Raw genomic sequence first — 24,151 nt, 5'->3', positions numbered from 1 at the left:
GCCATGGCACTCTTCCGCGCAAGCGAACACAAGCGGATGCCGTGGAAGAACGGTGGCGGAGAGACGGTGGAGATCGCCGTTTTTCCTCCCCATGCATCGGTCGATGATTTCGACTGGCGCATCAGCATGGCGACGGTTGCCAGCGATGGTGCGTTTTCGATTTTCCCCGGGATAGATCGCACACTATCCATCCTGGATGGAAACGGCATGGGGCTGGAGATTGATGGCAAAGCGGCCGTGCTGCTGATGCGTGAAAGCCAGCCGCTGACATTTGCGGCGGATGTGCCTGTGGTGGCAAGGCTGGTCGATGGACCGATTACAGACCTGAACGTCATGACAAGGCGAGGACGTTTCAGTCACAGCGTAGAGCGCGTAACGGGTCGTTTCTGCGTCAGCAGGAATGCACCAAGCGACCGTGTTTTCGTGCTGGCAACGGGTGATGCTTTTGCCGTGTCGGCTCACCAGTCCTTTGCCTTGGGGGCACTGGATGCGATGTCGATTGACGTCGCGACGGATGTTCAGGCCGATGACATCGTCTGCTATGTAATCCGTCTCACGCCGCAGGGCTGAAGATGGACCTTTCGCCTGCGACGATGTCCTGCAGAAATTGCGCCACGGTTCTGACGCGTGCCAACTGGCGGGCGTTCTCATGGAAGGCGGTCCAGTAGGAGCGGTGGATTGAGATGCTCGGCAGAATACGCATGAGGTCTCCATGGTTTCTGGCGATATAGTCATGGAGAATGCCGATGCCTGCGCCGGATCTCACGGCTTCCGTCTGTCCTATGGCGCTGGATATGGCAAAGCTTGCTCCCCAATCGCGCAGGATTTCGCCGGTGTAATTGAGCGACGGCGAGAAGATGAGATCTTCGACATAGCCGATGCGGCGATGGTCCTTGAGGTCTTCGACCGTCGTCGGCACGCCATAGCTGGCCAGATATGACGTCGACGCATAGAGGCCAAGCGAGTAGTCGGTGAGTTTCGAAAACACCAGCCGCCCCTGTTCTGGCCGCTCGATCGTAATTGCGATGTCCGCCTCTCTCTGCGACAGCGAGAAGGAGCGCGGCACCGGCACCAGCTCGATTGTCAGATCGGGATGAAGCGCTGTCAGCGCGCCGAGACGCGGCGCCAGAAACGAGACGCCGAAGCCATCGGGCGCACCAATTCGCACGGTGCCAGTAATTGCGGCATCCCCGCGCCCGAGATCGGACTGCACGCTCAGCATTTCCGTTTCCATCCGTTCTGCGGAGGCCAGAAAGCGCGTGCCATCCTCCGTCAATGTGCAGCCGGTGGTGCTGCGCAGAAACAGCTGACAGCCAAGCGTCGCCTCCAGCGCCGAAACCCTGCGGCTCAGCGTTGCGTGGTTGACGCCCATCTTTCTGGCGGCCGCCAGAAACTGCCCGCTTCGGGCCACGTTTAAGAAAAAACGCACATCGTCCCAATTCATAGCGCAACCCTTATGCCTATTTCTGCACAATGGATGATTATTGCAGGCCATTGATTTGCGCAATTCAAAGCGCAAAACTGGGACCATCATTTTATGGAGGAACGACCCGTGAAGCAGATCGGCCATTTCATTGACGGCAAGCAGGTGGCAGGCACCAGCGGCCGCACGTCCAACGTCTACAATCCGGCAACCGGCGAAGTGCAGGCCACGCTGTCTCTGGCAAGCGATGCGGAAATTCTCGCCGCCGTCGAAAGTGCGAAAAACGCACAGCCAAAATGGGCGGCCACCAACCCGCAACGTCGCGCCCGTGTGTTCTTCAAGTTTGTCGAATTGCTGAACCAGAACATGGACGAGCTTGCCACGCTGCTTTCCAGCGAACATGGCAAGACGGTGGAAGATTCCAAGGGCGACATCATCCGTGGTCTAGAAGTCTGCGAGTTCGTATGCGGCATTCCGCATCTGCAGAAGGGTGAGTTCACCGAAGGTGCTGGCCCGTCCATCGACATGTATTCGCTGCGCCAGCCTGTGGGCATCGGCGCTGGCATCACGCCTTTCAACTTCCCCGGCATGATACCCATGTGGATGTTCGCCCCGGCCATCGCCTGCGGCAACGCCTTTATCCTGAAGCCTTCGGAGCGCGATCCGTCTTTGCCTATCCGTCTAGCGGAACTGATGATGGAAGCTGGCCTTCCAGCCGGTATCCTCAATGTCATCAATGGCGATAAGAGCGCGGTTGACGGCTTGCTGACCAACCCTGACATCGGCGCAATATCCTTTGTCGGATCGACCCCAATCGCACGCTATGTTTATGGCACGGCAGCCATGAACGGCAAGCGCGCCCAGTGCTTCGGTGGTGCGAAGAACCACATGATCATCATGCCGGATGCCGATCTCGACCAGGCTGTCAGCGCCTTGATGGGTGCGGGCTACGGTTCTGCCGGTGAGCGTTGCATGGCTGTGTCCGTCGCCGTTCCCGTTGGCGAGGAAACCGCAAATCGCCTCGTCGAAAAGCTCATTCCGCAGATCGAGGCGCTGAAGATCGGCCCTTACACCGATGACAAGGCCGATATGGGCCCGCTGGTGACGAAGGAAGCACAGACCCGCGTCAAGGGACTGATCGACAGCGGCGTCGAACAGGGCGCAAAGCTTCTGGTCGATGGTCGCGATTTCAGGCTTCAGGGTTATGAAGACGGCTATTTCGTCGGCGGCTGCCTGTTCGACCATGTCACGACCGACATGGACATCTACAAGCAGGAAATCTTCGGACCGGTTCTGTCCGTCGTTCGCGCCAAGAACTACGAGGACGCGCTTGAGCTGCCGATGAAGCATGAATATGGCAACGGCGTCGCGATCTTTACCCGTGATGGCGATGCGGCCCGCGACTTTGCCAGCCGCGTGAATGTCGGCATGATCGGTATCAACGTTCCGATCCCGGTTCCCTTGGCCTACCACTCCTTCGGCGGCTGGAAGGCTTCGAGCTTCGGCGATCTCAACCAGCACGGCACCGACTCGATCAAGTTCTGGACGAAGACCAAGACGGTCACGGCGCGCTGGCCGTCCGGCATCAAGAGCGGCGCAGAATTCGTCATGCCGACGATGAAGTAGTTTCGATGTAATCGTTTCATTTTTCTTACAAGAAAGGCGATCTTTTAAGGTCGCCTTTTTTTGTTATCAGGACTTAATTCGTATTTTCATAATTCCTTTCTATCGCTTCATTTTCTCAGAAAGGATTATTTGAATGGCTAAAACAGTTATGATGAAAAACAATGAAAATGGCGTCCTGAGAAAGGGCTTCTACGGTTTTTCATGGACATACTTATTCTTCGGCTGGTTCGTTCCACTCATCAGGGGCGAACTGGGAGTTGCCGTGCTGCATTTTTTTCTGGCGATTTTCAGCTGTGGGATCGCGCAACTGATTTTCTGCTTCCTTTACAACAAGCAATTCACGCAGCGACTGCTGGAAAAGGGTTATCGCTTCGCCGATCGGCCTGAGGTGAACTCGGCAGCAGCCGTAGCAATTGGGGTTGATCTTTCCGTCAATGCCGTTCCGGCTTGAAAAAGCAGAAACGCCGCTTTTGGGCGGCGTTTCTGACGGATGCTGATAACAAGCAGTCCGATAGACTTCGAAATTTGATTACTTGGTGCCGTACATGCGGTCGCCCGCATCACCCAGGCCGGGCATGATATAGCCCTGCTCATTGAGGTGGCTGTCGATGGCGGCGGTGTAGATTGGAACATCCGGGTGGGCTTCGCGGAAGTTCTTGATACCTTCCGGGGCGGCCAGCAGGCAGAGGAAGCGCATATTCTTTGCGCCGCGTTCCTTCAGCTTCTCGACAGCGGCGATGGACGAATTGCCGGTTGCCAGCATCGGATCGACAACGATGATCAGGCGGGCATCGAGATTTTCCGGTGCCTTGAAGTAATATTCCACCGCTTCCAGTGTGTCATGATCGCGATAGACGCCGATATGCGAGACGCGAGCGGAGGGAACGAGTTCGAGCATTCCTTCCAGAAGGCCGTTGCCAGCGCGAAGGATGGAAGCGAAGACAAGCTTCTTGCCTTCCAGAACCGGCGCTTCGATGGTCTGCATCGGCGTTTCGATGGTTTCCATCGTCATTTCCAGATCGCGCGTGACCTCGTAGCACAAAAGCGTGGAAATTTCGCGCAGCAGGCGGCGAAAGCCTGCCGTGGAAGTTTCCTTCTTGCGCATGATGGTAAGTTTGTGCCGCACGAGCGGATGATCGATAACGGTGACGCCGTCCATGAAAACTGGCCTTTTCTCTGATCTATGATGTTTTCTGTATTTCACCGAATGAGGGGATTTCGCAAGACCGGAAGCGCATTTTGCCCTGCCTTCGCTTGATCGATGCTCAGGCGGTTGCGTGCGCATCCAGCTTCGCCAGAAGTCGCGCCCGCGTTTCCTCGTCCACGAACGCAGCCTCCAGCGAGGTGCGGGTCATGGCATCGATCTCCGCATCGCTGAAACCGAAGGCATGCCGGGCAATCTCATATTCCTGCGCCAGCGAGGTGTGGAAAAACGGCGGGTCGTCGGAGCTGATGCAGACGCGCACGCCCGCATCGCGAAGACGCTTCAAGGGGTGGCTTTCGAAATCCGGGTAGACGTTGAGCGCGATGTTGGAGCCGGGGCAGACTTCCAGCACCGTGCCGAGTTCCACCAGCCGCGCCACCAATGCATCGTCTTCGATGGCGCGCACACCATGGCCGATCCGCTGTGGTTTGATAAGATCGAGCGCATCGGCCACGCTGAACGCGCCGCAGACTTCGCCCGCATGAATGGTCAGCCCCAGCCCGGCATCGCGGGCGATATCGAAGGCACGGGCATAATCCGCCACCCGGCCCATCCGCTCTTCGCCCGCCATGTTGAAGCCCGTTATCAGCGGGTGTTTGACGCGCGCCGCATATTCCGCAGCGGCAATCACGCTGTCCGGGCCGAAATGGCGCTCGCCGGTAACGATGATGCGCGCCTCGATGCCGGTCTTTTCCTTTGCCGCCGCAATGCCTGCAGCGATGCCGGAGAGATAGGCATCCGCGCCCAGGCATATGCGGTCGCCGTGATCGGGCGAAATGATGAGTTCGCTGTAGATGGTGTTTTCACCGGCCAGTTCGGTCAGATAGGTCTCGGTCAGAAGCGCGTAATCTTCCTCGGTCTTGAAGACTTGCGCCACGGCGTCATAACAGCGGATGAATTCGGCAAAATCGGTCCAGATATAGGCGCCATCGCGCAGGAAGCTGCTGCTGTCGATGCCGTATTTCCGGGCCTGCATTGCCACCAGCGCGGGCGGGGCGGCACCTTCCAGATGGCAGTGGATTTCTGCTTTCAACAAATGCGACGTCACATGAAACTCCTGCCGTGGCGGCCGGTTGGGATGCTGAGATGGGAGGCGATGCTTTCGCCGATATCGGCGAAGCTCGAGCGTATCCCGATATTGCGTTCACGAATGCCGGGGCCGAAGGCCATGATCGGCACTCGCTCACGCGTATGGTCCGTGCCGCGCCATGTCGGGTCGCAGCCATGGTCGGCGGTAAGAATGGCGATATCGCCCGGATGCATCTTGCGGTGAATTTCCGGCAGACGGGCGTCGAATGCCTCGAGTGCTGCGGCATAACCTGCCACATCGCGGCGGTGGCCATAGATCATGTCGAAATCGACAAAATTGGTGAAGACGAGATCGCCGTTTTCGGCCTCTTCCATCGCCTGCAATGTCGCATCCATCAGCGCCTCGTTGCCATTGGCCTTGATGACGCGGGAAACACCCTGATGCGCATAGATATCGCCGATCTTGCCGATGGCGAGAACCTTGCGGTCCATTTCCACCAGACGGTCGAGCAGGGTCGGTTCCGGCGGCAGAACGGAAAAATCGCGGCGATTGCCGGTTCGCTCAAACGTGGTAACGGTTTCGCCGGTAAATGGCCGAGCAATGACGCGGCCGATATTCAGGGGATCGACCAGTTTGCGCACCGTCTGGCAAAAAGCGATCAGACGCTCCAGCCCGAAATGCTGCTCATGGGCGGCGATCTGAAACACCGAGTCCGAGGAGGTATAACAGATGGGCTTGCCGGTACGGATGTGCTCGGCGCCGAAGCGGGCAATAATTTCGGTCCCGGATGCATGGCAATTGCCGAGAATGCCGGGAACCTCGCCCTGTTCGCAGATGGCCTCGACCAGTTCGGGCGAGAAGGCGTCACCTTCCGTCGGGAAGTAGCCCCAGTCGAAGCGCACCGGTGTCCCTGCAATTTCCCAATGGCCCGACGGAGTGTCCTTGCCCTTGGAAACCTCATTGGCGCAGCCGTGAATGCCATAGATGCGTTCCGGCGGCTCCATTCCCGCTGGCGCCTCTCCGCTCGAGAGATGGGCGATATTCAAAAGCCCAAGCGCCGACATGTTCGGCAGCTTCAAGGGGCCGGAGCGCAGGCCTGCGCGATCGGCAGCACCGGCCGCACAGAATTCCGCGATATGCCCAAGCGTGTTGGAACCGAGATCACCATATTGCTCGGCATCCGGCGCGCCACCCACGCCGAAGGAATCAAGAACGAGAAGAAAGGCCCGTGCCATGCGTCACCACAAAAAGCGCGGCGCAGAGGGCCGCGATAACAAACGAGTGATATAATCACCGCGGGAGAAAAGGGGAAACGCTTTCTTTAAGCACTGTCTTGTGCGTCGGACGCCGGATCACCGGCTCTGCCTGCCTTCGGCGCATTAAGATTACGCGTGACGTACCAGCCCGCAGCCACGACCATGCCTGCCAGGATATACCAGGTAATGGCATAGGACAGGTGATTGTTGGGGAAGGTCAGCATGGTCTTGCCGCCGATGGGAAGCCCGCCCAGATTGGGCGTTGCATCAGCATCGACGTAAAAGGGTGCGGCATTCGCGATCTGTCTGGTCTCGGCAATCTGGGCGATATTGCGCGAATACCAGCGATTGTTCTGCGGATCGTTGGTGCGCAGGAAAAGCCCGCCGGTCTCAGGCGCGCGCATCAAACCAACAACATCGACACGGCCTTCGACCTCGCCTTGCGGACGCGTAGACGGCTCGCGCTTTTCGGTCGGCACGAAGCCGCGGTTGACGATGACGGAGGAACCATCATCCCGTTGCAGCGGCGTCAGCACCCAGTAGCCGGGGCCGAGATCGGAGACCGTATAGACCTGCACCTCGTCGCGATGGCGGAATGTGCCGGACAGGTGGACGCGGCGATATTCGTATTGCGATGGGTCGGTCATGGCAGTCCATTCGCTAACCGCAGGCACCTCCACGGGGGCGGCGTGCGCACGCTCCTCGACATTGGCAATCAGGTCCCGCTTCCATGCCAGCCGGTTGACCTGCCATGTGCCGAGCGCCAAAAGGCAACCGGTCAGCACAACGGTCATGAGGATAACGACGATGGCCGCAGGGCGGATGCCCCTGCGCGGCGTATTTTCATTTTGAATGGTCATTCGAGCTTTCCCGCTCAACAGAAAACCCCATGAATCCGATCTCCGATTCATGGGGTTTTGTGTCTCTCGGAGAAGAGCGGCCCGCTTGTTGCGCGGGCCGCCAGAAGGTTGCCGCGATGCCGGTTACGGCATGTTGCGCATCTGCTCCATCGTCATGGTCGGCATCATGTTCTTGTTCATGTTGTACATGACCCAGAGCGAACCGACGAGCGTGATCATGACGACGACTAGCGTGAACAGCAGCGACATGAAGGTCCAGCCTCCCTGCGACTTGGTGTTCATGTGCAGGAAGTAGATCATGTGCACGAAAACCTGGATGACGCCGAAGATCATGATGACGATCACGGTTGTCGTGCGGTTTTCGATGACATCACCCATGACCAGCCAGAAGGGTATTGCCGTCAGGATGACCGAGAGAATGAAGCCGATCATGTAGCTCTTGAAGGAACCGTGATCCTCACCGCTGTCGTGGTGGTGATCATGACCGTGATCATGCGCGTGGCTATGGTCGTGTGCGTTCGAACCCATCACAGAACTCCAACCAGATAGACAAAGGAAAAGACGCCGATCCAGATCACGTCGAGGAAGTGCCAGAACATGGACAGGCAGGTCAGGCGACGCATGTTTTCAGGATGCAGGCCGAACTTCTTGACCTGCACCATCAGCGTCACCAGCCAGATGACGCCGAAGGTGACGTGCAGACCGTGCGTGCCGACCAGCGCGAAGAAGGCCGACAGGAAGGCGGAGCGCTGCGGCGTTGCACCCTCGTGGATCAGGTGGGAGAACTCGTAAAGTTCAAGCCCGAGGAAGGCGAGGCCGAACAGGCCGGTAATGGCCAGCCACACCAGCGTCGTGTTGACGTTCTTCTTGGCTGCCTCCAGCATGGCGAAGCCATAGGTGATGGAGGACAGAAGCAGGAAGGCCGTGTTGATCGCCACCAGCTTGAGATCGAACAGATCTGCGCCGGAAGGACCGGCCGCATAGCTGCGGCCGACGACGGCATAGGTTGCAAAGAGCGTTGCGAAGATAAGGCAGTCGCTCATCAGGTACAGCCAGAAACCGATGGATGTACCGTTTTCCGGGTGGTGGTCTTCCTTCAGGTAGAAGACCGGCTTTTCTGCGCCATCGGCGCTCTGGGCAGGTGCTTGAGACATTCTGTTACGCCTGAGTTGCCAGCAGCTTCGTACGTTCTGCTTCGACTTCCGTCACATCCGAAACCGGGATGTAATAGTCGCGATTGTAGTTGAAGGTGTGGGCGATGGAGACCGCGATGATCGCAACCATCGAGACGATTGCCAGCCACCAGATGTGCCACACCAGTGCGAAGCCGAGCACGACGCTGATCGCGCTGATGATCACGCCAGTGCCGGTGTTTTTCGGCATGTGGATGGGGATGAAGCCATCGACCGGGCGTTCTGCACCGTGCTTCTTCATATGCGCCCAGGCATCGATTTCATGCACGACCGGCGTGAAAGCGAAGTTGTAGGCAGGCGGCGGTGAAGAGGTGGACCATTCCAGTGTACGACCGCCATAGGGATCGCCGGTGACATCACGCAACTCTTCACGGCGCAGGAAGCTGACGATGAGCTGGATGATGAAGGAGGCGATGCCGAGTGCGATGAGGAATGCACCGAAGGCAGCGACGATGAACCAGATCTGCAACGAGGTGTCTTCGAACTGGCTGAGGCGGCGGGTCACGCCCATCAGGCCGAGAACATAGAGCGGCATGAAGGCGAAGTAGAAGCCGACGAACCAGAACCAGAAGGACAGCTTGCCCCAGAATGGATCCAGACGATAGCCGAAGGCCTTCGGGAACCAGTAGGCAATACCGGCCAGAACACCAAAGACGACGCCGCCGATGATCGTGTTGTGGAAGTGGGCGATCAGGAACAGCGAGTTGTGCAACACGAAGTCCGCTGGAGGCACGGCGAGAAGAACGCCGGTCATGCCGCCGATGACGAAGGTGATCATGAAGCCGATGGCCCACAGCATGGGAACGTCGAACTTGATGCGGCCCTTGTACATGGTGAAGAGCCAGTTGAAGATCTTCGCGCCCGTGGGGATCGAGATGATCATCGTGGTAATGCCGAAGAAGGCATTGACGCTGGCGCCCGAGCCCATGGTGAAGAAGTGGTGCAGCCACACGACATAGGCCAGAATGGTGATGACCACCGTCGCATACACCATCGAGGCATAGCCAAAGAGGCGCTTGTTGGAAAAGGTCGAAACGATTTCCGAGAAAATGCCGAAGGCAGGCAGCACGAGGATATAGACTTCAGGGTGACCCCAGATCCAGATGAGGTTGACATACATCATCGGATTTCCACCAAGGTCGTTGGTGAAGAAGTTCGTGCCGACGTAGCGATCGAGCGTCAGAAGTGCGAGCGTTCCGGTCAGGATCGGGAAGGAGGCCACGATCAGGATGTTGGAACACAGCGAGGTCCACACGAAGATCGGCAGGCGCATCATGGTCATGCCCGGTGCGCGCATCTTGATGATGGTGGCGATAAGGTTGATACCTGACAGGGTCGTTCCCACACCGGCGATCTGCAATCCCCAGATATAGTAGTCGACACCCACACTCGGGCTGCCCTGAATGCCCGACAGTGGCGGATAGGCGAGCCAGCCTGTCTGCGCATATTCACCGATGAACAGCGAGATCATGGTGATGATGGCACCGGCAGTCGTCATCCAGAACGAGAAGTTGTTGAGGAACGGGAACGACACGTCACGCGCGCCGATCTGCAACGGAATGATGTAGTTCATCAGGCCGGTGATCATCGGCATCGCCATGAAGAAGATCATGATCACGCCGTGGGCGGTGAAGATCTGGTCATAGTGGTGCGGGTTGAGATAGCCTTCCGAACCGCCGGATGCGATGGCCTGCTGAAGACGCATCATGATGGCGTCGGCAAAGCCGCGCATCAGCATCACGAGGGCGAGAATGATGTACATGATACCGATCTTCTTGTGATCGATACTGGTGAACCATTCCTTCCAGAGATAGCCCCAGAGCCGGAAATAGGTGATCGCACCCAGAAGGGCGGCCCCACCAAGGGCCACGACCGCAAAGGTCACGATCAGGATTGGCTCATGGAGGGGAATTGACTCCCACGTCAGCTTCCCGAAAAGGAACGACGTTTGATCGGTATTGACGACCATTTTAGCCTCTTGCGATTTTCTGGAGCGCAGCCGTCCAACGGGACGACAACAATCACTCCACATCATTGAATTTACGCACCGGACGATCCGACGCTCAGGGCTGCGCGAGTGCCGCGCACGCCCCCATGCAATTCACCTGGTCAGCCAGCGCTTTTGCTGGCGGGCTGCAGTTGCGCTTTCGTGTCAGCAGGCAGAGCAGCCGGCTGGAATGTCTGGCCTTCGATCGCTGCTGGCAGAGACTGCGGACCGGACGCCACGCCGTAAGGCGAAAGAGGCGTGCAGACGACAGAGTTCAGCGCCTTGGCAACATCGATACCTTCCTTGCCGCCGCCGCCATTGGCGTCGATATGCATCATGTCACGCATGCACAGCTTGTTGGGTTCGACGCAGCGGTTGAGGATTGCGTCGTAAAGCTCAGGATCGACATTGGCGAAATACTGCACCGGCTCACGCTCGCTCGGCTTGGCAAACTCCAGATATTCCATGCGGCCGAAGCCCTTGCCGCCTTCCTTGGCCTTGGCAACCCACTGGTCAAAGCCTTCCTGGCTCAAGCCATGAAACTTGAAGCGCATGTGCGAAAAGCCGGGACCGGAGAAGTTGGCCGAAAAGCCGTCATAGACGCCCGGCTTGTTGATGACCGCGTGCAGCTTGGTCTGCATGCCACCCATGGCATAGATCTGCCCCGCAAGCGCCGGAACGAAGAACGAGTTCATCGCCGTCGTGCCGGTGATCTTGAAGTTGATCGGCACGTCGACCGGTGCTGCAAATTCATTGACGCTGCCAATGCCCAGCTCTGGATAGAAGAACAACCACTTCCAGTCCATGGCGACGACTTCGACCGTGATCGGCTTCATGTCGGCCGTCACCTGACGGTCTTCGTCGATCCGCTCGATCGGGCGATAAGGATCCAGACGGTGTGTCGAAATCCACGTCACCGTGCCAAGCATGAGAATGATCGCCACCGGAGCGGACCAGATAACCATTTCCAGACGCGTGGAATGGTGCCACTCGGGATCATAATCCTCGGCCTTGGCAGACTCTCTGTACTTCCAGGCGAAGAACAGGGTGAGCGCCAGAACCGGAACGATGATCAGCAGCATCAGGACCGTAGAGGTGATGATGAGATCTCGCTGCTGGACGGCGATGTCTCCGGATGGATTCATCACAACGAGGTCACAGCCGCTCAGGAGCAGCATGGACGAAATAGCCACGAGGGCTGGGGGTAATTTCATAAGCGTGCGCACGTTTTGGGACTCGTACTGTTTTGGGTATTGTGGCGTATACTTAGCAAACGTCATAAATGACATGAGGTAGTTTGTCGCGGTGCAACATAAGTTTCTGACCGCGCTCATCGCGGCTACCAGAAATCGGCCTTTTATGCAGAAGTCGCTGCATTATCTCACAGGATGCCCTTTGGGCAACCCTTGGCGACAAACTTCATTTGACGAGGTGAAACCCGTGTGTGACAATCCGCCGCAGTGATGTGAACGGATGAGGAGCCGTGCGCGTTACTGACATGGCAAGACCATACGCAGGAGGGAATTTTATGAGTTATGTCGACACGGCCTCATCTTACAAAGACGGAAATCAGATAAACGGCCAAGCCAAAGCGCCTGTCGCTGTCGATCCGGACCGCATCACGATTGCGGTCATCCTGGCAAGAATGACTGAGTTTTTTGACTTCTTCGTCTATGCCATCGCCTCGGCACTTGTTTTCCCTCACGTCTTCTTCTCTTTCGTCGATCCGCTTACCGCGACCCTCTATTCTTTTGCGGTATTCTCGCTTGCCTTCATCGCCCGCCCGATTGGCTCGCTCATCTTCCTCCAGATAGACCGGAAGTTTGGTCGCGGCGTGAAACTCACAGCTGCCCTGTTTACGCTGTGCGGCTCCACCATGGCCATCAGCTTCCTGCCGTCTTACGCCGAATCCGGAATGATAGCGCCCATCCTGCTGGCCGTGTTCCGCATAGGTCAGGGTATTGGCCTCGGTGGCGCATGGGATGGCCTCGTGTCGCTTCTGGCCATGAACGCGCCGGAAAGACAGCGTGGCTGGTATGCGATGATGCCGCAGCTTGGTGCCGCCATGGGCTTTGGCCTTGCCAGTGCCTTCTTCATCATCTTCACGACGCAGCTTTCCAATCCGGAATTCCTCGCCTGGGGCTGGCGCTTCCCCTTCTTCGTGGCTTTGGCTCTCAACGTGCTCGCCCTGTTTGCCCGCCTGCGCATGATCGTGACGCCCGAGTTCCAGACCATGCTGCAACAGCATGAGCTTGAGCCCAAGCCCATGTTCCAGATGCTGCGCAATCAGTCCCGCGTTGTCTTGACCGGCGCCTTCGTGCCGCTTGCGAGCTTCGCGCTGTTTCACCTTGTGACCGTATTTCCCTTGAGCTGGGTTTCGCTCAACACCAGCCAGAGAGTGTCCGACTTCCTGTTCGTCCAGTTCGTCAGCGCCATTATCGCTGGCGGCATGATCGTCGTTTCCGGCGTACTGTCCGACAAGATCGGTCGCCGCAAGCTGATCGGCATCGCGGCAGCCCTGATTGCCATCTTCAGCTTTGCAGCGCCGGTGCTGCTGGCCTCGGGTGACATCGGACGTTATCTCTTCGTGCTGATCGGCTTTGCCCTGCTCGGCCTGTCCTTCGGTCAATCGGGTGGTGCGCTGGCGTCCCGCTTCAGCCGTGAATATCGCTACACGGGTGCATCGCTGACGTCGGATATTTCCTGGCTGATCGGTGCGGGCTTTGCACCACTCGTGGCTCTTGGCTTCTCGTCCAAGTTCGGACTCTTCGCAGTCGGTATCTATCTTCTGTCTGGCGCCGTCTGCACCATCGTCGCGCTGTATTTCAGCCGCACGCTGGACATGCCGTCCGAGTGAATATCGGCAATCAACACCGCAGAGTGACGACCACTCTGCGGTGTTCTATTGTCCGAAAAGAATATCGAGACTGAAATTGCTGTCAGCAATCGCCACAGGTGATGGGGTCAGCTTCGCGCTTGGCGAAATAGTAGTCCCGGCTGATGGTTATCGGCGTTATCGTCGATGACAGCGAGGACATGAACATCAGCAGGGAATGAGGGATCGTCAGTTCGGAGTGAATGATGAAGCCGTTCGCCTGCTTGAAGTTATTGGGAATGCTGACAATCGTACCTTCATTGTAGGCCGGCTTTCCGCTCTGTTCCCATGACCAGGCGATCCTGGCGACCTTGTTCGCGTCGATCTGGATACCGCTGATCTTCAACGTCATCCCGGTGGTCTGGTAGGGGGCGAAAACAGCCGATGCCACGTCCGTCATCGTGGCGAGATAGGCCTTGTTGACCGTCTGCGGCTGCGAAACCAGATCGGCTATCGCTCCGGCTGCGCGCGTTGCCCGCTTATAGACGCTAAAGCCGATCGTCAGCTCAAAGGCCGTGATATAAAGCGAAAGCAGGATCGGGAAGATGATCGCGAATTCAACCGCGCCCAACCCCTGACGATCACCTTTGAGCCTGTTCAGCGTTCGGCCAAGCGCGCTCAGCATCTTTTTTGACCGTGTCATCATCTGTCGGCGCTCACTGATAGGCTTCATTGCGGAAGGCGTCCGTTGCAACGATCAGAAAGTGGGATGGCATCGACCCGTCCAACGGGCGGATTTTCGTCAGATAGGGACGAACCAGATCTGTGATGACCGGCCAGCGATAATAGACCCGCAACATGTTGATGGATGACGGACCTCCTGGTGAAAAGCCGAAAGCCGACGTATCGAGATCGAAATACTGTCCGTTTGGAACGAGCGCGATGTTTTTTGGAATATCCGCAAAAGCGTTGAACCGCCTCAGATCGATATAAAGCTTCTGCGGTGTTCTGATTTCATCGGCCGAGCAGGTGATGAGAATGGAAACTTCGGCGCAGAACTGTTTTCTGAAGTCTTCGCGGGTGATGGTGTTGGAAATCTGTCCGGTGCGCAGCTTGCGTGCCAGCGTATCTGTCGCGTTGGTCACCAGCTGCTCGCCCACCAGCGCCAGAAAGGTCTCGATGATGGCGAAGACAACGAGAAAATAGGGAATTGCCAGAATGGCAAACTCTATCGCTGCCGCCCCCTCGCGCGAAGCCGCGAAGCGCCGGGCAAGTCTGGCTTTCGAAACAAGTAATCGCATCGAGCTTTTTCAATCTTCATGACAGGAAAGCATTTCTGCCCGAAAGCGTTTATGCGAGACAAAGCATATGACGGCTTCGTTTACATTTTCTTGCACGAAAACATCGCATTGCTTCGATGAAACGATTTCCAGACGACCAAAGCCTTCAGGACCTCATATCAATATCCTCTGGAAATAATATAAATATTGCCTATTGCGTGGAATTACGGGATATTTGCGCGGGAAAATTAAAGTCGAGGTCGCGGAAACACGCCTCAATATTGCCTGGAGTGATGGGTGGCCAGCTTGAACGAAAACATCGAAGGCAGCACGAAAGAACAGTCATCGATCGGCCGCGCGGGCGGTTCGCTCGTCACCCAGACCGCCGACGCCTTGCGTCATGCAATCCTTTCGGGCGAATACAAACAGGGTGACAAATTGCCAAGCGAAGCAGGCCTGACCGAGATGTATAAGGTCAGCCGCACCGTCGTACGTGAGGCTGTGGCGGCGCTGCGAGCCGACAAGCTGGTGGAAGCCCGACACGGAGCGGGCATATTCGTGCTGGCCCTTCCCGCGCAGCAGGCGCAGCCTTTTCAGGATGTGGACCACGACCGCATTTCATCCATCATTGAGCTGCTGGAGTTGCGCGCCGCTGTCGAAACGGAAGCGGCGGAACTGGCTGCCATTCGCAGATCCCCTGCTCAGGAAGAGGCGATCATGCGCTGTCTTTCCGTCGTACAGGACTGTATCGAGAAGGGACAACCAACCGCAGAGGCCGACTTCAAGCTTCACCTCGCCATTGCCGATGCCACAAACAATCCGCGTTTTCGCGAATTCCTTGAGGTGATGGGGCAAAACGTCATTCCGCGTGCGGCACTTCGGGCATCGCAATCGGAAAAATCTGCGGCGGCCTATCTCAACCAGCTGCAGAATGAACATGAGACGATCGTCAATGCCATCTCCGATGGCGATTCCTCGGCAGCGCGCGAAGCGATGCGACAGCACCTCAAGGGCAGCCAGCAGCGGTACCGGGCAATGCTGCGGCACGTAGACCGCTAGGTCGCAGCAAGAGCGGCCAGATCGACACTCCCCTAGCCCCACCCAGTCGTGCCGAAGGAGCGGAGACGTCATGACAATCATCAGAACATTCGAGGGCAGGCAGCCGGGTATCGCTCTGCCGAAAGGTACGATCGATACGCAGATGCACATGTATCTGCCGGAGTTTCCCGGACAAGAGGGCGGGCCTCCCCTGCCCGAGGATGCACCCGGTCCCGAGGAATACCGCCGGCTGATGCAATGGCTTGGGATTGATCGGGTCGTCATTACCCAGGGCAACGCCCATCAGCGCGACAATGGCAACCTGGTTGCCTGTCTTCGCGCCATGGGGCCCGCGGCAAAAGGCGTGGCCGTCATTACCCGCCAGACCTCTCCGGACCAGTTGCAGGAGCTTGCCGAAGCTGGCGTGGTGGGCGCGCGTATCATGGACCTTCCGGGCGGTGCCGTCGATCTTTCACATCTGGAAGAGGTGGACGATATGGCAAGCCAGCTTGGCTGGTGTATTGCGATTCAGTTCGATGGGTCGCGGCTGCTTGAACACGAACAGCGCCTTTCCGGCCTCAAGAGCCGCTGGATTTTCGATCATCACGGAAAATTCTTTGCGGGCGTTACGCCCGATAGCCCGCAAATCGAGGCACTGAAGCGACTGATCGATCGCGGCCGCTGCTGGTTCAAATTCGCAGGCTGCTATGAATCCAGCCGGTCCGGAGGCCCCGATTTCGAGGATATCGCCGCTGTTGCACGGGCGATGGCCGCGCACGCGCCCGAACGCATCATCTGGGGCACGAACTGGCCGCATAACAACGCAAAAACGACGGCTGACTATCCAGACGATGCAGCACTTCTCGACACGGTGTTGTCCTGGTTGCCATCCGGGGAGGCGCGCTACAGAGCGCTCGTCACGAATCCGGAAGAGCTCTTTGGCTTTGCGCCAGCCGACCGGTGACACAAAAAAGCCCGGCTGAGCCGGGCCTTTGAAGGTGATGAGACGTCAGCTATTCGCTGTCAGCATTGTGAAGCACGTCGAGTGTCGGGATCGAGGTGATGTTGAAACCGCCATCGACATAGTGGCATTCGCCCGTGACGCCCCGCGAGAGATTCGACAGGAGGTAGAGTGCCGATCCGCCGATATCATCGATATCGGGCGTACGACGCATGGGCGCGTTTTTCTGATTCCACGAAAAGATCGCGCGCGCGTCCGAAATACCGGCGCCGGCAAGTGTGCGCACGGGGCCAGCGGAGATGGCATTCACACGAATGCCCTTCGGACCGTAGTCAGCAGCCAGATACCGCACCGACGCCTCGAGTGCTGCCTTGGCCACGCCCATGACGTTGTAATTGGGGATGACCCGCTGCGATCCATTATAGGTCAAGGTCAGCATGGACCCGCCATCCGTCATCAGCGCTGCGGCACGCTTTGCGATTTCGGTGAAGGAGAAGCAGGAGATCACCATGGTACGGCTGAAGTTTTCCCGCGTCGTATCGGCGTAAAGGCCCTTCAGCTCATTCTTGTCGGAAAAGCCGATGGCGTGGACGACGAAATCCAGCGAACCCCAACGCTCACGCACGGCTTCAAACAACGCATCGACAGACGCGATATCTTCGACATCGCAGGGGACGATGAAGTCGGATCCCAGTTCAGCGGCAAGCGGCTTGACGCGCTTGCCCAAGGCTTCGCCCTGAAAAGTGAAAGCCAGTTCAGCGCCCTGCCCGGCCAACGCCTTGGCAATGCCCCAGGCGATGGAATGGTTGTTGGCGACGCCCATGATGAGGCCGCGCTTTCCCTGCATGATGCCATTCATGGGCAGTTATCCGTTGTAGCGCTGGAAGACGAGCGTGGCGTTCGTGCCGCCAAAACCGAAGGAGTTCGAAAGAACCGTATCGATCTTCGCGTTATCGATGCGCTTGCGAACAATGTTCACGCCTTCGAATTCCGGATCGAGCGTCTCGATATGCGCGCTTTCGCCGATGAAACGCTCCTGCATCATCAACAGGCCGTAGATGGATTCCTGCACGCCCGCAGCGCCCAGAGAGTGACCCGTCAGCGACTTGGTGGATTGAATATGCGGAATCTTATCGCCAAAAACTTCCCGGATCGCACCGATTTCCTTGCTGTCGCCAACAGGTGTCGATGTTCCGTGGGTGTTGATGTAGTCGACGTCGCCCTTCACCGTGGCCAGAGCCTGACGCATACAACGCACGGCGCCCTCACCGGATGGCGCAACCATGTCGTAACCGTCGGAGGTCGCGCCATAGCCAACAATTTCAGCATAGATCTTGGCGCCGCGGGCCTTGGCATGTTCGAGTTCTTCAAGAACCAGCACGCCTGCGCCGCCTGCAATGACGAAACCATCGCGGTTGGCATCATAGGCGCGGGACGCCAGCGACGGCGTATCGTTGTACTTGGACGACATGGCGCCCATGGCATCGAACAGGTTGGACATAGACCAGTCGAGATCCTCGTGGCCGCCAGCAAACATCACATCCTGCTTGCCCCACTGGATCATTTCGGCAGCATTGCCGATGCAATGCGCGGAGGTCGAGCAGGCAGAAGAGATCGAGTAGTTGACGCCGTGGATCTTGAACCATGTGGCAAGCGTGGCGGAAGCCGTCGAAGACATGGCCTTCGGCACGGCAAAGGGGCCAATGCGCTTGGGGCTGTTGTTCTTCAGCGTGATATCGGAGGCCTCGACGATGGTGCGGGTGGAAGGTCCACCGGAGCCCATGATGATGCCGGTGCGCTCATTGCCGCTGATGACGCTTTCTTCCAGGCCGGAATCGGCAATCGCCTGCTTCATGGCAACATGGTTCCATGCGCCGCCCTGGCTGAGGAACCGCATGGCGCGACGATCGACCAGATCTGTCGGATCAAGCGATGGCTTGCCCCAGACCTGGCACTTGAAGCCGTGCTCGGCAAAATCAGGTGAGAACGAGATTCCCGACTTCGCATCTCTCAAGGATGCCGTAACCTCTGCGGCATCGCTGCCGATCGATGAAACAATACCGAGGCCGGTGACTACAACTCTTCTCATGAAGTTGACCTTTTCTCTGTTTGCCGACTGACGTCTTTGCTGGATGGCGGGTGAACCGCCCATCGCAAAGGTCGAGGATCAGGCGGTCTTTTCTTTCGACAGGCCGACACGCAGGTCCGACGCTTGATAAATTGTTTCGCCATCGGCCTTCAGCCAGCCATCGGCGGTGCCGAGAACGAGGCGGCCGCGCATGACGCGCTTGAAATCGATGCCGTATTGCAACAGCTTTGTTTCCGGGCGAACCATGCCCTTGAACTTCACTTCGCCCGTAGAGAGCGCCATGCCGCGACCGGGCTCACCCAGCCAGCCAAGGAAGAAGCCGGTCAGCTGCCACATGCCGTCAAGGCCAAGGCATCCCGGCATGATGGGGTTGCCCTGAAAGTGGCAGGGAAAATACCAGTCATCGGGGGAAACATCATATTCCGCGCGGATGAAGCCTTTATCGAAAGCACCGCCCGTTTCCGAGATTTCGGTGATGCGATGAACCATGAGCATGGGAGGCAGAGGAAGCTGTGCATTGCCCGGGCCGAACAATTCGCCACGTCCGCAGGCCAGAATTTCCTCGTAATTATAGCTGGATTGCCTCGTTGCCATATTGCTTCCGTTTCCCCGTTGACCAGTTGTTGAACGACTTCTGTAGAGCAAGTTAAGTCCAAAATGAAGCGCCACAAGGGCAGCTTGCACATCTGGTTACTCGACCTTGCGGTGCAGACCTTGTCTAAACATGGCGCCCGCATACAGGAAGCGTAAGGCCCTCACCAGAGGAAATTTGCAAAAACCACCGCCTTGCAGCCATTTGCCGCGCAGCGACAGAGCGGAAACTATTGAAAGGACTGCGCGTAAAAGTTATATGCATTCCCAATCGACTTTATTTTATGGGTTTTTGGGGCCGCTTTGCATGGCATTTGACGCCACACTGGATATAGGAACAAGGTTGCGCCGTTTCGGCCTTCGCCCCACCCGGCAGCGGGTGGCGTTGGGCGACCTCCTGTTTGCCAAGGGGGACCGGCATCTGACCGTCGAGGAGTTGCATGACGAGGCGGTAAACGCCGGCGTGCCGATTTCTCTGGCAACCGTCTACAACACGCTGCATCAGTTCACCGAAGCCGGTCTTATCCGCGTATTGGCCGTTGAAGGTGCGAAAACCTATTTCGACACGAATGTTTCGGATCATCACCATTTCTTTGTGGAAGGTGAAAACGAGGTTCTCGACATCCCCGTCAACAATCTCCAGATCGGCAACCTGCCGGAGCCGCCGGAAGGCATGGAGATTGCCCATGTCGACGTCGTCATCCGTCTTCGCCGCAAACGCGGCTGACCAGGACTGCCAGCGCCACGAGCAAGGTGGCGCTGTTGCTCCTTCCTCCGAGCCTAAGGCTCAGTTCGAAGGGCCGTCGTTAAACCCGACCTCATCCACCAGTTCCGATGCCTGCCTGCGATGCGCGGCAATTTCGGTCAATGACAGCGTGTCCGGCTTGATCGGGCCGAAATTCTTGACGACATCAGAAGGCTGGGCGCCAGGCAGCACCGGATATTCGAAGACCTGACGGGCATAGATCTCCTGGGCCTCGCCTGAGGCCAGAAACTCCATCAGCTTTAGTGCGTTGTCCCGGTTGGGCGCATATTTCGTCATCGCCACGCCGGATATATTGACGTGCGTGCCGCGATCCTCGGCATTGGGGAAGATGACCCTGACAGAATTGCCCCAGACCTTTTCTTCCGGCTCCTGCTCATTGGTCAGCATCAGCCCGACATAATAGGTATTGCCCAGCGCGATATCGCATTCACCGGAATAGATGGATTTCGCCTGGCTGCGGTCCGTTCCGTCTGGCCTGCGGGCAAGATTGTTCTTGAGCGCCATCAGCCAGGTGCGGGTATAATCGACGCCGTGGTGGGCAATCATCGAGGCAAAAAGCGCGATATTGTAGGAATGCTGCCCGTCACGAATGCAGATCTTGCCCTTCCATTTTGGCTCGGCCAGCTCTTCATAGGTGATAGTCTTCTGGGAGACGCGGTCCTTGGAGGCGTAGACCACCCTGCCCCTTGTGGTCAGGCCGAACCATTCACCTTCCGGATCACGCAGGTTGGCCGGAATATCCTTTTCGATCACGGGATCGTTTAGAACCGGCTGCGTTACCTTTCCCTCCTTGGCTTCCACCAGCCGCGCGATATCGACGGTCAGCAATATGTCGGCAGGAGAATTCTCTCCTTCCGCCTGAAGCCGTTCCACCAGACCCTTGTCGAGAAACAGGACATTGGTTTCGATTCCCGTCTCTTTCGTAAAGGCATCCAGCAAAGGCTGGATCAACTCTGGCTGGCGATAGGAGTAGATATTGACCTCCCCACCCGCAAAAGCTGTGGACATTGTGCCACTCGTCAAGGCTGCCGTCGCTACCGCCGCATAAATTAGGGATTTCACGCTTGCCATGGGAAATGCCTCCGCTACATTAGATTCTTGAGTTGTTTGTTCATGAATCGAATGACCGGTCAACAGAGCAGTCGGATGATGTGAAATTCTGTTTAGGAATTTTTTAAATCTGGAATTGTTCTAAAGTGAAAAAGCGACTATATAACTCCACATTCATGGAGTTCGGAGACCAGCATGCGCCTGACAAAACAAACCAACTATGCCGTCCGCATGTTGATGTACTGCGCCGCCAATGATGGCAATCTGAGCCGCATTCCCGAAATTGCCAAGGCTTATGGCGTGTCTGAACTGTTCCTGTTCAAGATCCTCCAGCCGCTGAACAAGGCGGGTCTTGTGGAAACCGTTCGTGGCCGTAACGGCGGCGTCAAGCTCGGCAAGCCGGCGGACAAGATCAGCCTTTTCGATGTGGTCAAAGTCACCGAAGACAGCTTCGCCATGGCGGAATGTTTCGAAGAAGGTGCTGTGGAATGTCCACTCGTTGACAGCTGCGGTCTCAATTCCGCGCTTCGTAAGGCGCTGAATGCGTTCTTCGATGTTCTGACACAGTATTCCATCGACGATCTCGTCAAGGCACGTCCGCAGATCAGCTTCCTGCTGGGCTTGGAAGACACGATGGCAAAGCGTCGCCCGACAGCGGCAATCGCCACAGCCCCAGCAGCCTGATCGCCAGATCATAGCGTTCTACAGCCCGCGATACCCTGTCGCGGGCTTTTATTTGCGGCTAAAAGGTTGACCTTCAGGTCTCAACAGGGGCAACTGGGAAGCTGAATTCCGCAGAGCCTCCCGATTTTATCCCGATGATTTCCAGACCAGACCTCCTGAGTTATGCCCTGACCGCCCTTATCGGCGGTATCGGCGCGACCGTGGCATTTGCTCTCGCCGTTCCCGCCCCCTTTCTGTGCGGTCCCGCGCTTGCGGTAACCTTTGCCGGGCTTCTGGGACTTCGGCTCTCCATTCCAACGCTGCTGCGCAATGCAGCCTTCGTGATCGTCGGCATATCGATGGGAACGAGCGTAACCCCTGACGTGATTGCGGCAGCGCAGACCTGGCCGCTGAGCTTTCTGGCGGTTCTGGCAACGGTTGTCGTGCTTCTCTACGCTGCCTACTGGATTTTGAGAGGCTTCGGCTATGACCGCACCACGGCCATGCTTGGCGCTTCCCCCGGCCATCTCAGCTACATCATCAGCCTGACTGCGGAAACGAGAAGCGATCTTGCGACCGTCAGCGTCATCCAGAGCGTGCGGGTTCTGGCTTTGACGCTGGCTGTGCCCCTGATCGTTGAATATCTCGACCTGATCGGCCTTGAACCTGCGATCCTGCCAGCGCCCATGCATCCGGCCATTCTGGCAGCGACGGTGGCTGCATCGCTTGCCGTAGGCTGGATCTTTCTTCGGTGGCGTTTTCCAGCCGCCCTGCTTTTGGGCGGGGTTGCCGTTTCCATTACCACCCACATTACCGGCATGACGAGCGGGGGCGTTCCCAGCTGGCTGAGCCAACCCACCTATATCGTGCTAGGCAGCCTTATTGGCACCCGCTTTTCCCGCGCGTCGCTGCGCGATATGCGCAAAGCCTTCGTGGCCGGGGGCGTCGTGACGATTGCCGTCATGCTGCTGGCCTCCATCATCGCCGTCCTGGTCTCGAAACTGACCGGCGTGCCGATGAATGCCGTCATGATCGCCTTTTCACCCGGTGGACTTGAAACCATGGCCGCAATGGCTGTCATGATGCACGCAGATACCGCCTATGTCGGCTCTCATCACGTGCTGCGCCTGCTGTTTCTTTCCGTTCTCATGCCGCTCGTCATGGGCCGGGATGCGAGGCGAAAGCAGGATTAGGTCGGGCGCTTCGGTGCCACTCATGCGCCCCGAACCCCTTTTGGCATCCAGTTCCTGAGTGGCCACAAGACTCATTTTCGCATGTGAGAATAAATTGCGACGGCGATGCAACCAACTCGCTCGCGATTTCGTTACCGCCCACTGAACCGGTAATTCCGGGCATTTGTGCCCGGTCTGCCCTTGCGTCCGCATCCACCCGATTGGAGAGTTTGATGAAGCGTTTGATGAAGCTGACCGGCGCCGGGTTGGCACTCGCACTCTATGCGTCCATTGCCCAGGCCCAGGTCGTCGTATCCTCCAAGATCGATACGGAGGGCAGCGTCCTCGGCAGCATCATCCTGACAGTCCTGATGAAGAACAACATCGAGACGACGGACCGGATTCAGCTGGGCGCCACACCGGTTGTCCGCAAAGCGATCACTGCAGGCGAAATCGACATCTACCCGGAATATACCGGCAACGCCGCTTTCTTTTTCGAAAAGGCCGACGACCCGCTCTGGAAGGACGCGGCAAAGGCCTATGAGGAAGCCAAGACCCTCGACTATGACGCCAACAAGATCGTCTGGTTGACACCGTCTTCGGCCAACAACACATGGGGCATCGCGATCCGCAAGGATGTTGCCGAGAAAAACAATCTGAAAACGCTCAGCGATCTGGGTAAATATGTTTCTGGCGGCGGCTCGCTTGTGCTCGCAGCGTCTTCGGAATTCGTCAACTCCGCAGCGGCGCTACCGGCCTTTCAGAAAACCTATGGCTTTACGCTGAAATCCGATCAGCTGATCACGCTCTCCGGCGGTGATACTGCCGCAACGATTGCGGCGGCGGCAAACCAGACAAACAATGCCAATGCGGCCATGGTCTATGGTACCGATGGCGGCATCGCACCATCCGGTCTGGTCGTTCTCGAAGACGACAAGAATGTTCAGCCGGTCTATCAACCGGCACCGATCATTCGCGAAGAAGTGCTGAAGAAGCATCCCAATATCGAGCAATTGTTGAAGCCCGTCTTCGAAAAGCTGGATCTTGCGACGCTGCAAGAGCTTAACGGACGTGTGCAGGTTGGGGGAGAACAGGCCAAGACCGTGGCACTCGACTTCCTGACGAAAAACGGCCTCGTCCAGTAGGG

25 protein-coding genes are annotated in these 24,151 nt (G+C 57.5%); 10 read left to right on the top strand and 15 right to left on the bottom strand.

Annotated elements, in window-relative coordinates:
* Positions 1–3 precede the first annotated feature (3 nt).
* Positions 4–570 carry a HutD family protein gene (locus ASF69_RS11465; protein WP_062587509.1) on the top strand — a complete coding sequence of 189 codons (567 nt, stop codon included), beginning with the start codon at positions 4–6 and terminating at the stop codon, positions 568–570.
* On the opposite strand, the gene ASF69_RS11460 is transcribed toward ASF69_RS11465, so the two are convergent.
* Entirely contained in the window at positions 554–1,444 is an 891-nt protein-coding gene (locus tag ASF69_RS11460; RefSeq protein ID WP_062587506.1) for a LysR family transcriptional regulator, read from the bottom strand. The two genes, ASF69_RS11465 and ASF69_RS11460, sit on opposite strands and share 17 nt — an antisense overlap.
* Positions 1,445–1,552: 108 nt before the next feature.
* On the opposite strand from ASF69_RS11460, the gene ASF69_RS11455 reads away from it, so the two are divergent.
* Together ASF69_RS11455 and ASF69_RS11450 are read left to right on the top strand one after the other, a co-directional pair.
* Positions 1,553–3,049 carry a CoA-acylating methylmalonate-semialdehyde dehydrogenase gene (locus tag ASF69_RS11455; protein ID WP_062587736.1) on the top strand — a complete coding sequence of 499 codons (1,497 nt, stop codon included), beginning with the start codon at positions 1,553–1,555 and terminating at the stop codon, positions 3,047–3,049.
* Between the two features lie 133 nt (positions 3,050–3,182).
* Complete coding sequence (locus ASF69_RS11450) at positions 3,183–3,500, top strand: hypothetical protein (protein WP_062587505.1); 318 nt, start codon at positions 3,183–3,185, stop codon at positions 3,498–3,500.
* 78 nt (positions 3,501–3,578) lie between these two features.
* Here the strand turns inward: ASF69_RS11450 and upp are convergent, their stop codons facing one another.
* The 8 genes from upp to cyoA all read right to left on the bottom strand — a co-directional run bounded on the left by upp (position 3,579) and on the right by cyoA (position 11,793).
* The gene (gene upp, locus ASF69_RS11445; protein WP_062587503.1) at positions 3,579–4,208 is read right to left on the bottom strand and encodes a uracil phosphoribosyltransferase; all 630 of its coding nucleotides are present in this window, start codon (positions 4,206–4,208) and stop codon (positions 3,579–3,581) included.
* 106 nt (positions 4,209–4,314) lie between these two features.
* Positions 4,315–5,301: an adenosine deaminase gene (locus ASF69_RS11440; protein WP_062587501.1), complete on the bottom strand. Its 987-nt coding sequence runs from the start codon at positions 5,299–5,301 to the stop codon at positions 4,315–4,317.
* Complete coding sequence (locus tag ASF69_RS11435) at positions 5,298–6,518, bottom strand: phosphopentomutase (protein ID WP_062587499.1); 1,221 nt, start codon at positions 6,516–6,518, stop codon at positions 5,298–5,300. The genes ASF69_RS11440 and ASF69_RS11435 overlap by 4 nt, the downstream gene beginning before the upstream one ends.
* An 86-nt stretch (positions 6,519–6,604) precedes the next feature.
* Positions 6,605–7,399, bottom strand: coding sequence for an SURF1 family protein (locus ASF69_RS11430; RefSeq protein WP_062587496.1), 795 nt, complete (start codon positions 7,397–7,399; stop codon positions 6,605–6,607).
* Positions 7,400–7,522: 123 nt separating this feature from the next.
* On the bottom strand, positions 7,523–7,927 hold the full coding sequence (gene cyoD, locus ASF69_RS11425; protein ID WP_062587494.1) for a cytochrome o ubiquinol oxidase subunit IV: 405 nt from the start codon (positions 7,925–7,927) through the stop codon (positions 7,523–7,525).
* Entirely contained in the window at positions 7,927–8,553 is a 627-nt protein-coding gene (gene cyoC / locus ASF69_RS11420; protein ID WP_062587492.1) for a cytochrome o ubiquinol oxidase subunit III, read from the bottom strand. The genes cyoD and cyoC overlap by 1 nt, the downstream gene beginning before the upstream one ends.
* A 4-nt stretch (positions 8,554–8,557) precedes the next feature.
* Positions 8,558–10,561 carry a cytochrome o ubiquinol oxidase subunit I gene (gene cyoB, locus ASF69_RS11415; RefSeq protein WP_062587491.1) on the bottom strand — a complete coding sequence of 668 codons (2,004 nt, stop codon included), beginning with the start codon at positions 10,559–10,561 and terminating at the stop codon, positions 8,558–8,560.
* Between the two features lie 140 nt (positions 10,562–10,701).
* A complete protein-coding gene (gene cyoA / locus ASF69_RS11410) occupies positions 10,702–11,793 on the bottom strand; it encodes a ubiquinol oxidase subunit II (protein WP_062587489.1) in 1,092 nt (363 codons plus the stop codon).
* A 314-nt stretch (positions 11,794–12,107) separates the two neighbouring features.
* Here cyoA and ASF69_RS11405 point away from each other — a divergent pair, with 314 nt between their 5' ends.
* A complete protein-coding gene (locus ASF69_RS11405; protein WP_062587487.1) occupies positions 12,108–13,436 on the top strand; it encodes an MFS transporter in 1,329 nt (442 codons plus the stop codon).
* A gap of 82 nt (positions 13,437–13,518) precedes the next feature.
* Here ASF69_RS11405 and ASF69_RS11400 read toward each other — a convergent pair whose 3' ends face one another.
* Positions 13,519–14,127: a TadE/TadG family type IV pilus assembly protein gene (locus tag ASF69_RS11400; protein WP_244475451.1), complete on the bottom strand. Its 609-nt coding sequence runs from the start codon at positions 14,125–14,127 to the stop codon at positions 13,519–13,521.
* Complete coding sequence (locus ASF69_RS11395) at positions 14,111–14,695, bottom strand: TadE/TadG family type IV pilus assembly protein (RefSeq protein ID WP_062587484.1); 585 nt, start codon at positions 14,693–14,695, stop codon at positions 14,111–14,113. The genes ASF69_RS11400 and ASF69_RS11395 overlap by 17 nt, the downstream gene beginning before the upstream one ends.
* A gap of 285 nt (positions 14,696–14,980) precedes the next feature.
* Between ASF69_RS11395 and ASF69_RS11390 the strand changes: the two genes are divergently transcribed.
* Both ASF69_RS11390 and ASF69_RS11385 read left to right on the top strand, forming a co-directional pair.
* Positions 14,981–15,733: a FadR/GntR family transcriptional regulator gene (locus ASF69_RS11390; protein ID WP_244475455.1), complete on the top strand. Its 753-nt coding sequence runs from the start codon at positions 14,981–14,983 to the stop codon at positions 15,731–15,733.
* Positions 15,734–15,803: 70 nt separating this feature from the next.
* A complete protein-coding gene (locus ASF69_RS11385; RefSeq protein ID WP_062587482.1) occupies positions 15,804–16,676 on the top strand; it encodes an amidohydrolase family protein in 873 nt (290 codons plus the stop codon).
* A gap of 49 nt (positions 16,677–16,725) precedes the next feature.
* Here ASF69_RS11385 and fabI read toward each other — a convergent pair whose 3' ends face one another.
* The 3 genes from fabI to fabA all read right to left on the bottom strand — a co-directional run bounded on the left by fabI (position 16,726) and on the right by fabA (position 19,356).
* Complete coding sequence (gene fabI / locus ASF69_RS11380) at positions 16,726–17,532, bottom strand: enoyl-ACP reductase FabI (protein WP_062587480.1); 807 nt, start codon at positions 17,530–17,532, stop codon at positions 16,726–16,728.
* A 6-nt stretch (positions 17,533–17,538) separates the two neighbouring features.
* On the bottom strand, positions 17,539–18,762 hold the full coding sequence (fabB, locus tag ASF69_RS11375; protein WP_062587730.1) for a beta-ketoacyl-ACP synthase I: 1,224 nt from the start codon (positions 18,760–18,762) through the stop codon (positions 17,539–17,541).
* A gap of 78 nt (positions 18,763–18,840) precedes the next feature.
* Complete coding sequence (fabA, locus tag ASF69_RS11370; protein ID WP_062587479.1) at positions 18,841–19,356, bottom strand: 3-hydroxyacyl-[acyl-carrier-protein] dehydratase FabA; 516 nt, start codon at positions 19,354–19,356, stop codon at positions 18,841–18,843.
* A gap of 304 nt (positions 19,357–19,660) precedes the next feature.
* Between fabA and irrA the strand changes: the two genes are divergently transcribed.
* Positions 19,661–20,080: an iron response transcriptional regulator IrrA gene (irrA, locus tag ASF69_RS11365; protein ID WP_062587728.1), complete on the top strand. Its 420-nt coding sequence runs from the start codon at positions 19,661–19,663 to the stop codon at positions 20,078–20,080.
* 60 nt (positions 20,081–20,140) lie between these two features.
* Here irrA and ASF69_RS11360 read toward each other — a convergent pair whose 3' ends face one another.
* Complete coding sequence (locus ASF69_RS11360) at positions 20,141–21,190, bottom strand: Fe(3+) ABC transporter substrate-binding protein (protein ID WP_062587477.1); 1,050 nt, start codon at positions 21,188–21,190, stop codon at positions 20,141–20,143.
* Positions 21,191–21,364: 174 nt separating this feature from the next.
* Between ASF69_RS11360 and rirA the strand changes: the two genes are divergently transcribed.
* The 3 genes from rirA (at position 21,365) to ASF69_RS11345 (ending at position 24,149) form a co-directional block, all read left to right on the top strand.
* A complete protein-coding gene (gene rirA / locus ASF69_RS11355; protein ID WP_062587475.1) occupies positions 21,365–21,853 on the top strand; it encodes an iron-responsive transcriptional regulator RirA in 489 nt (162 codons plus the stop codon).
* A 134-nt stretch (positions 21,854–21,987) separates the two neighbouring features.
* Complete coding sequence (locus tag ASF69_RS11350; protein WP_062587473.1) at positions 21,988–23,025, top strand: AbrB family transcriptional regulator; 1,038 nt, start codon at positions 21,988–21,990, stop codon at positions 23,023–23,025.
* Positions 23,026–23,237: 212 nt separating this feature from the next.
* Positions 23,238–24,149 (top strand): ABC transporter substrate-binding protein, encoded by a 912-nt coding sequence (locus tag ASF69_RS11345; protein WP_062587471.1) that lies wholly within the window; start codon positions 23,238–23,240, stop codon positions 24,147–24,149.
* Positions 24,150–24,151: the final 2 nt, after the last annotated feature.

Source organism: Rhizobium sp. Leaf311 (assembly GCF_001423445.1).
In the GTDB taxonomy this organism is placed as follows: domain Bacteria; phylum Pseudomonadota; class Alphaproteobacteria; order Rhizobiales; family Rhizobiaceae; genus Agrobacterium.
Note: the sequence above shows the minus strand (reverse complement) of the source record. Positions and strands in the feature narration are given on the sequence as shown.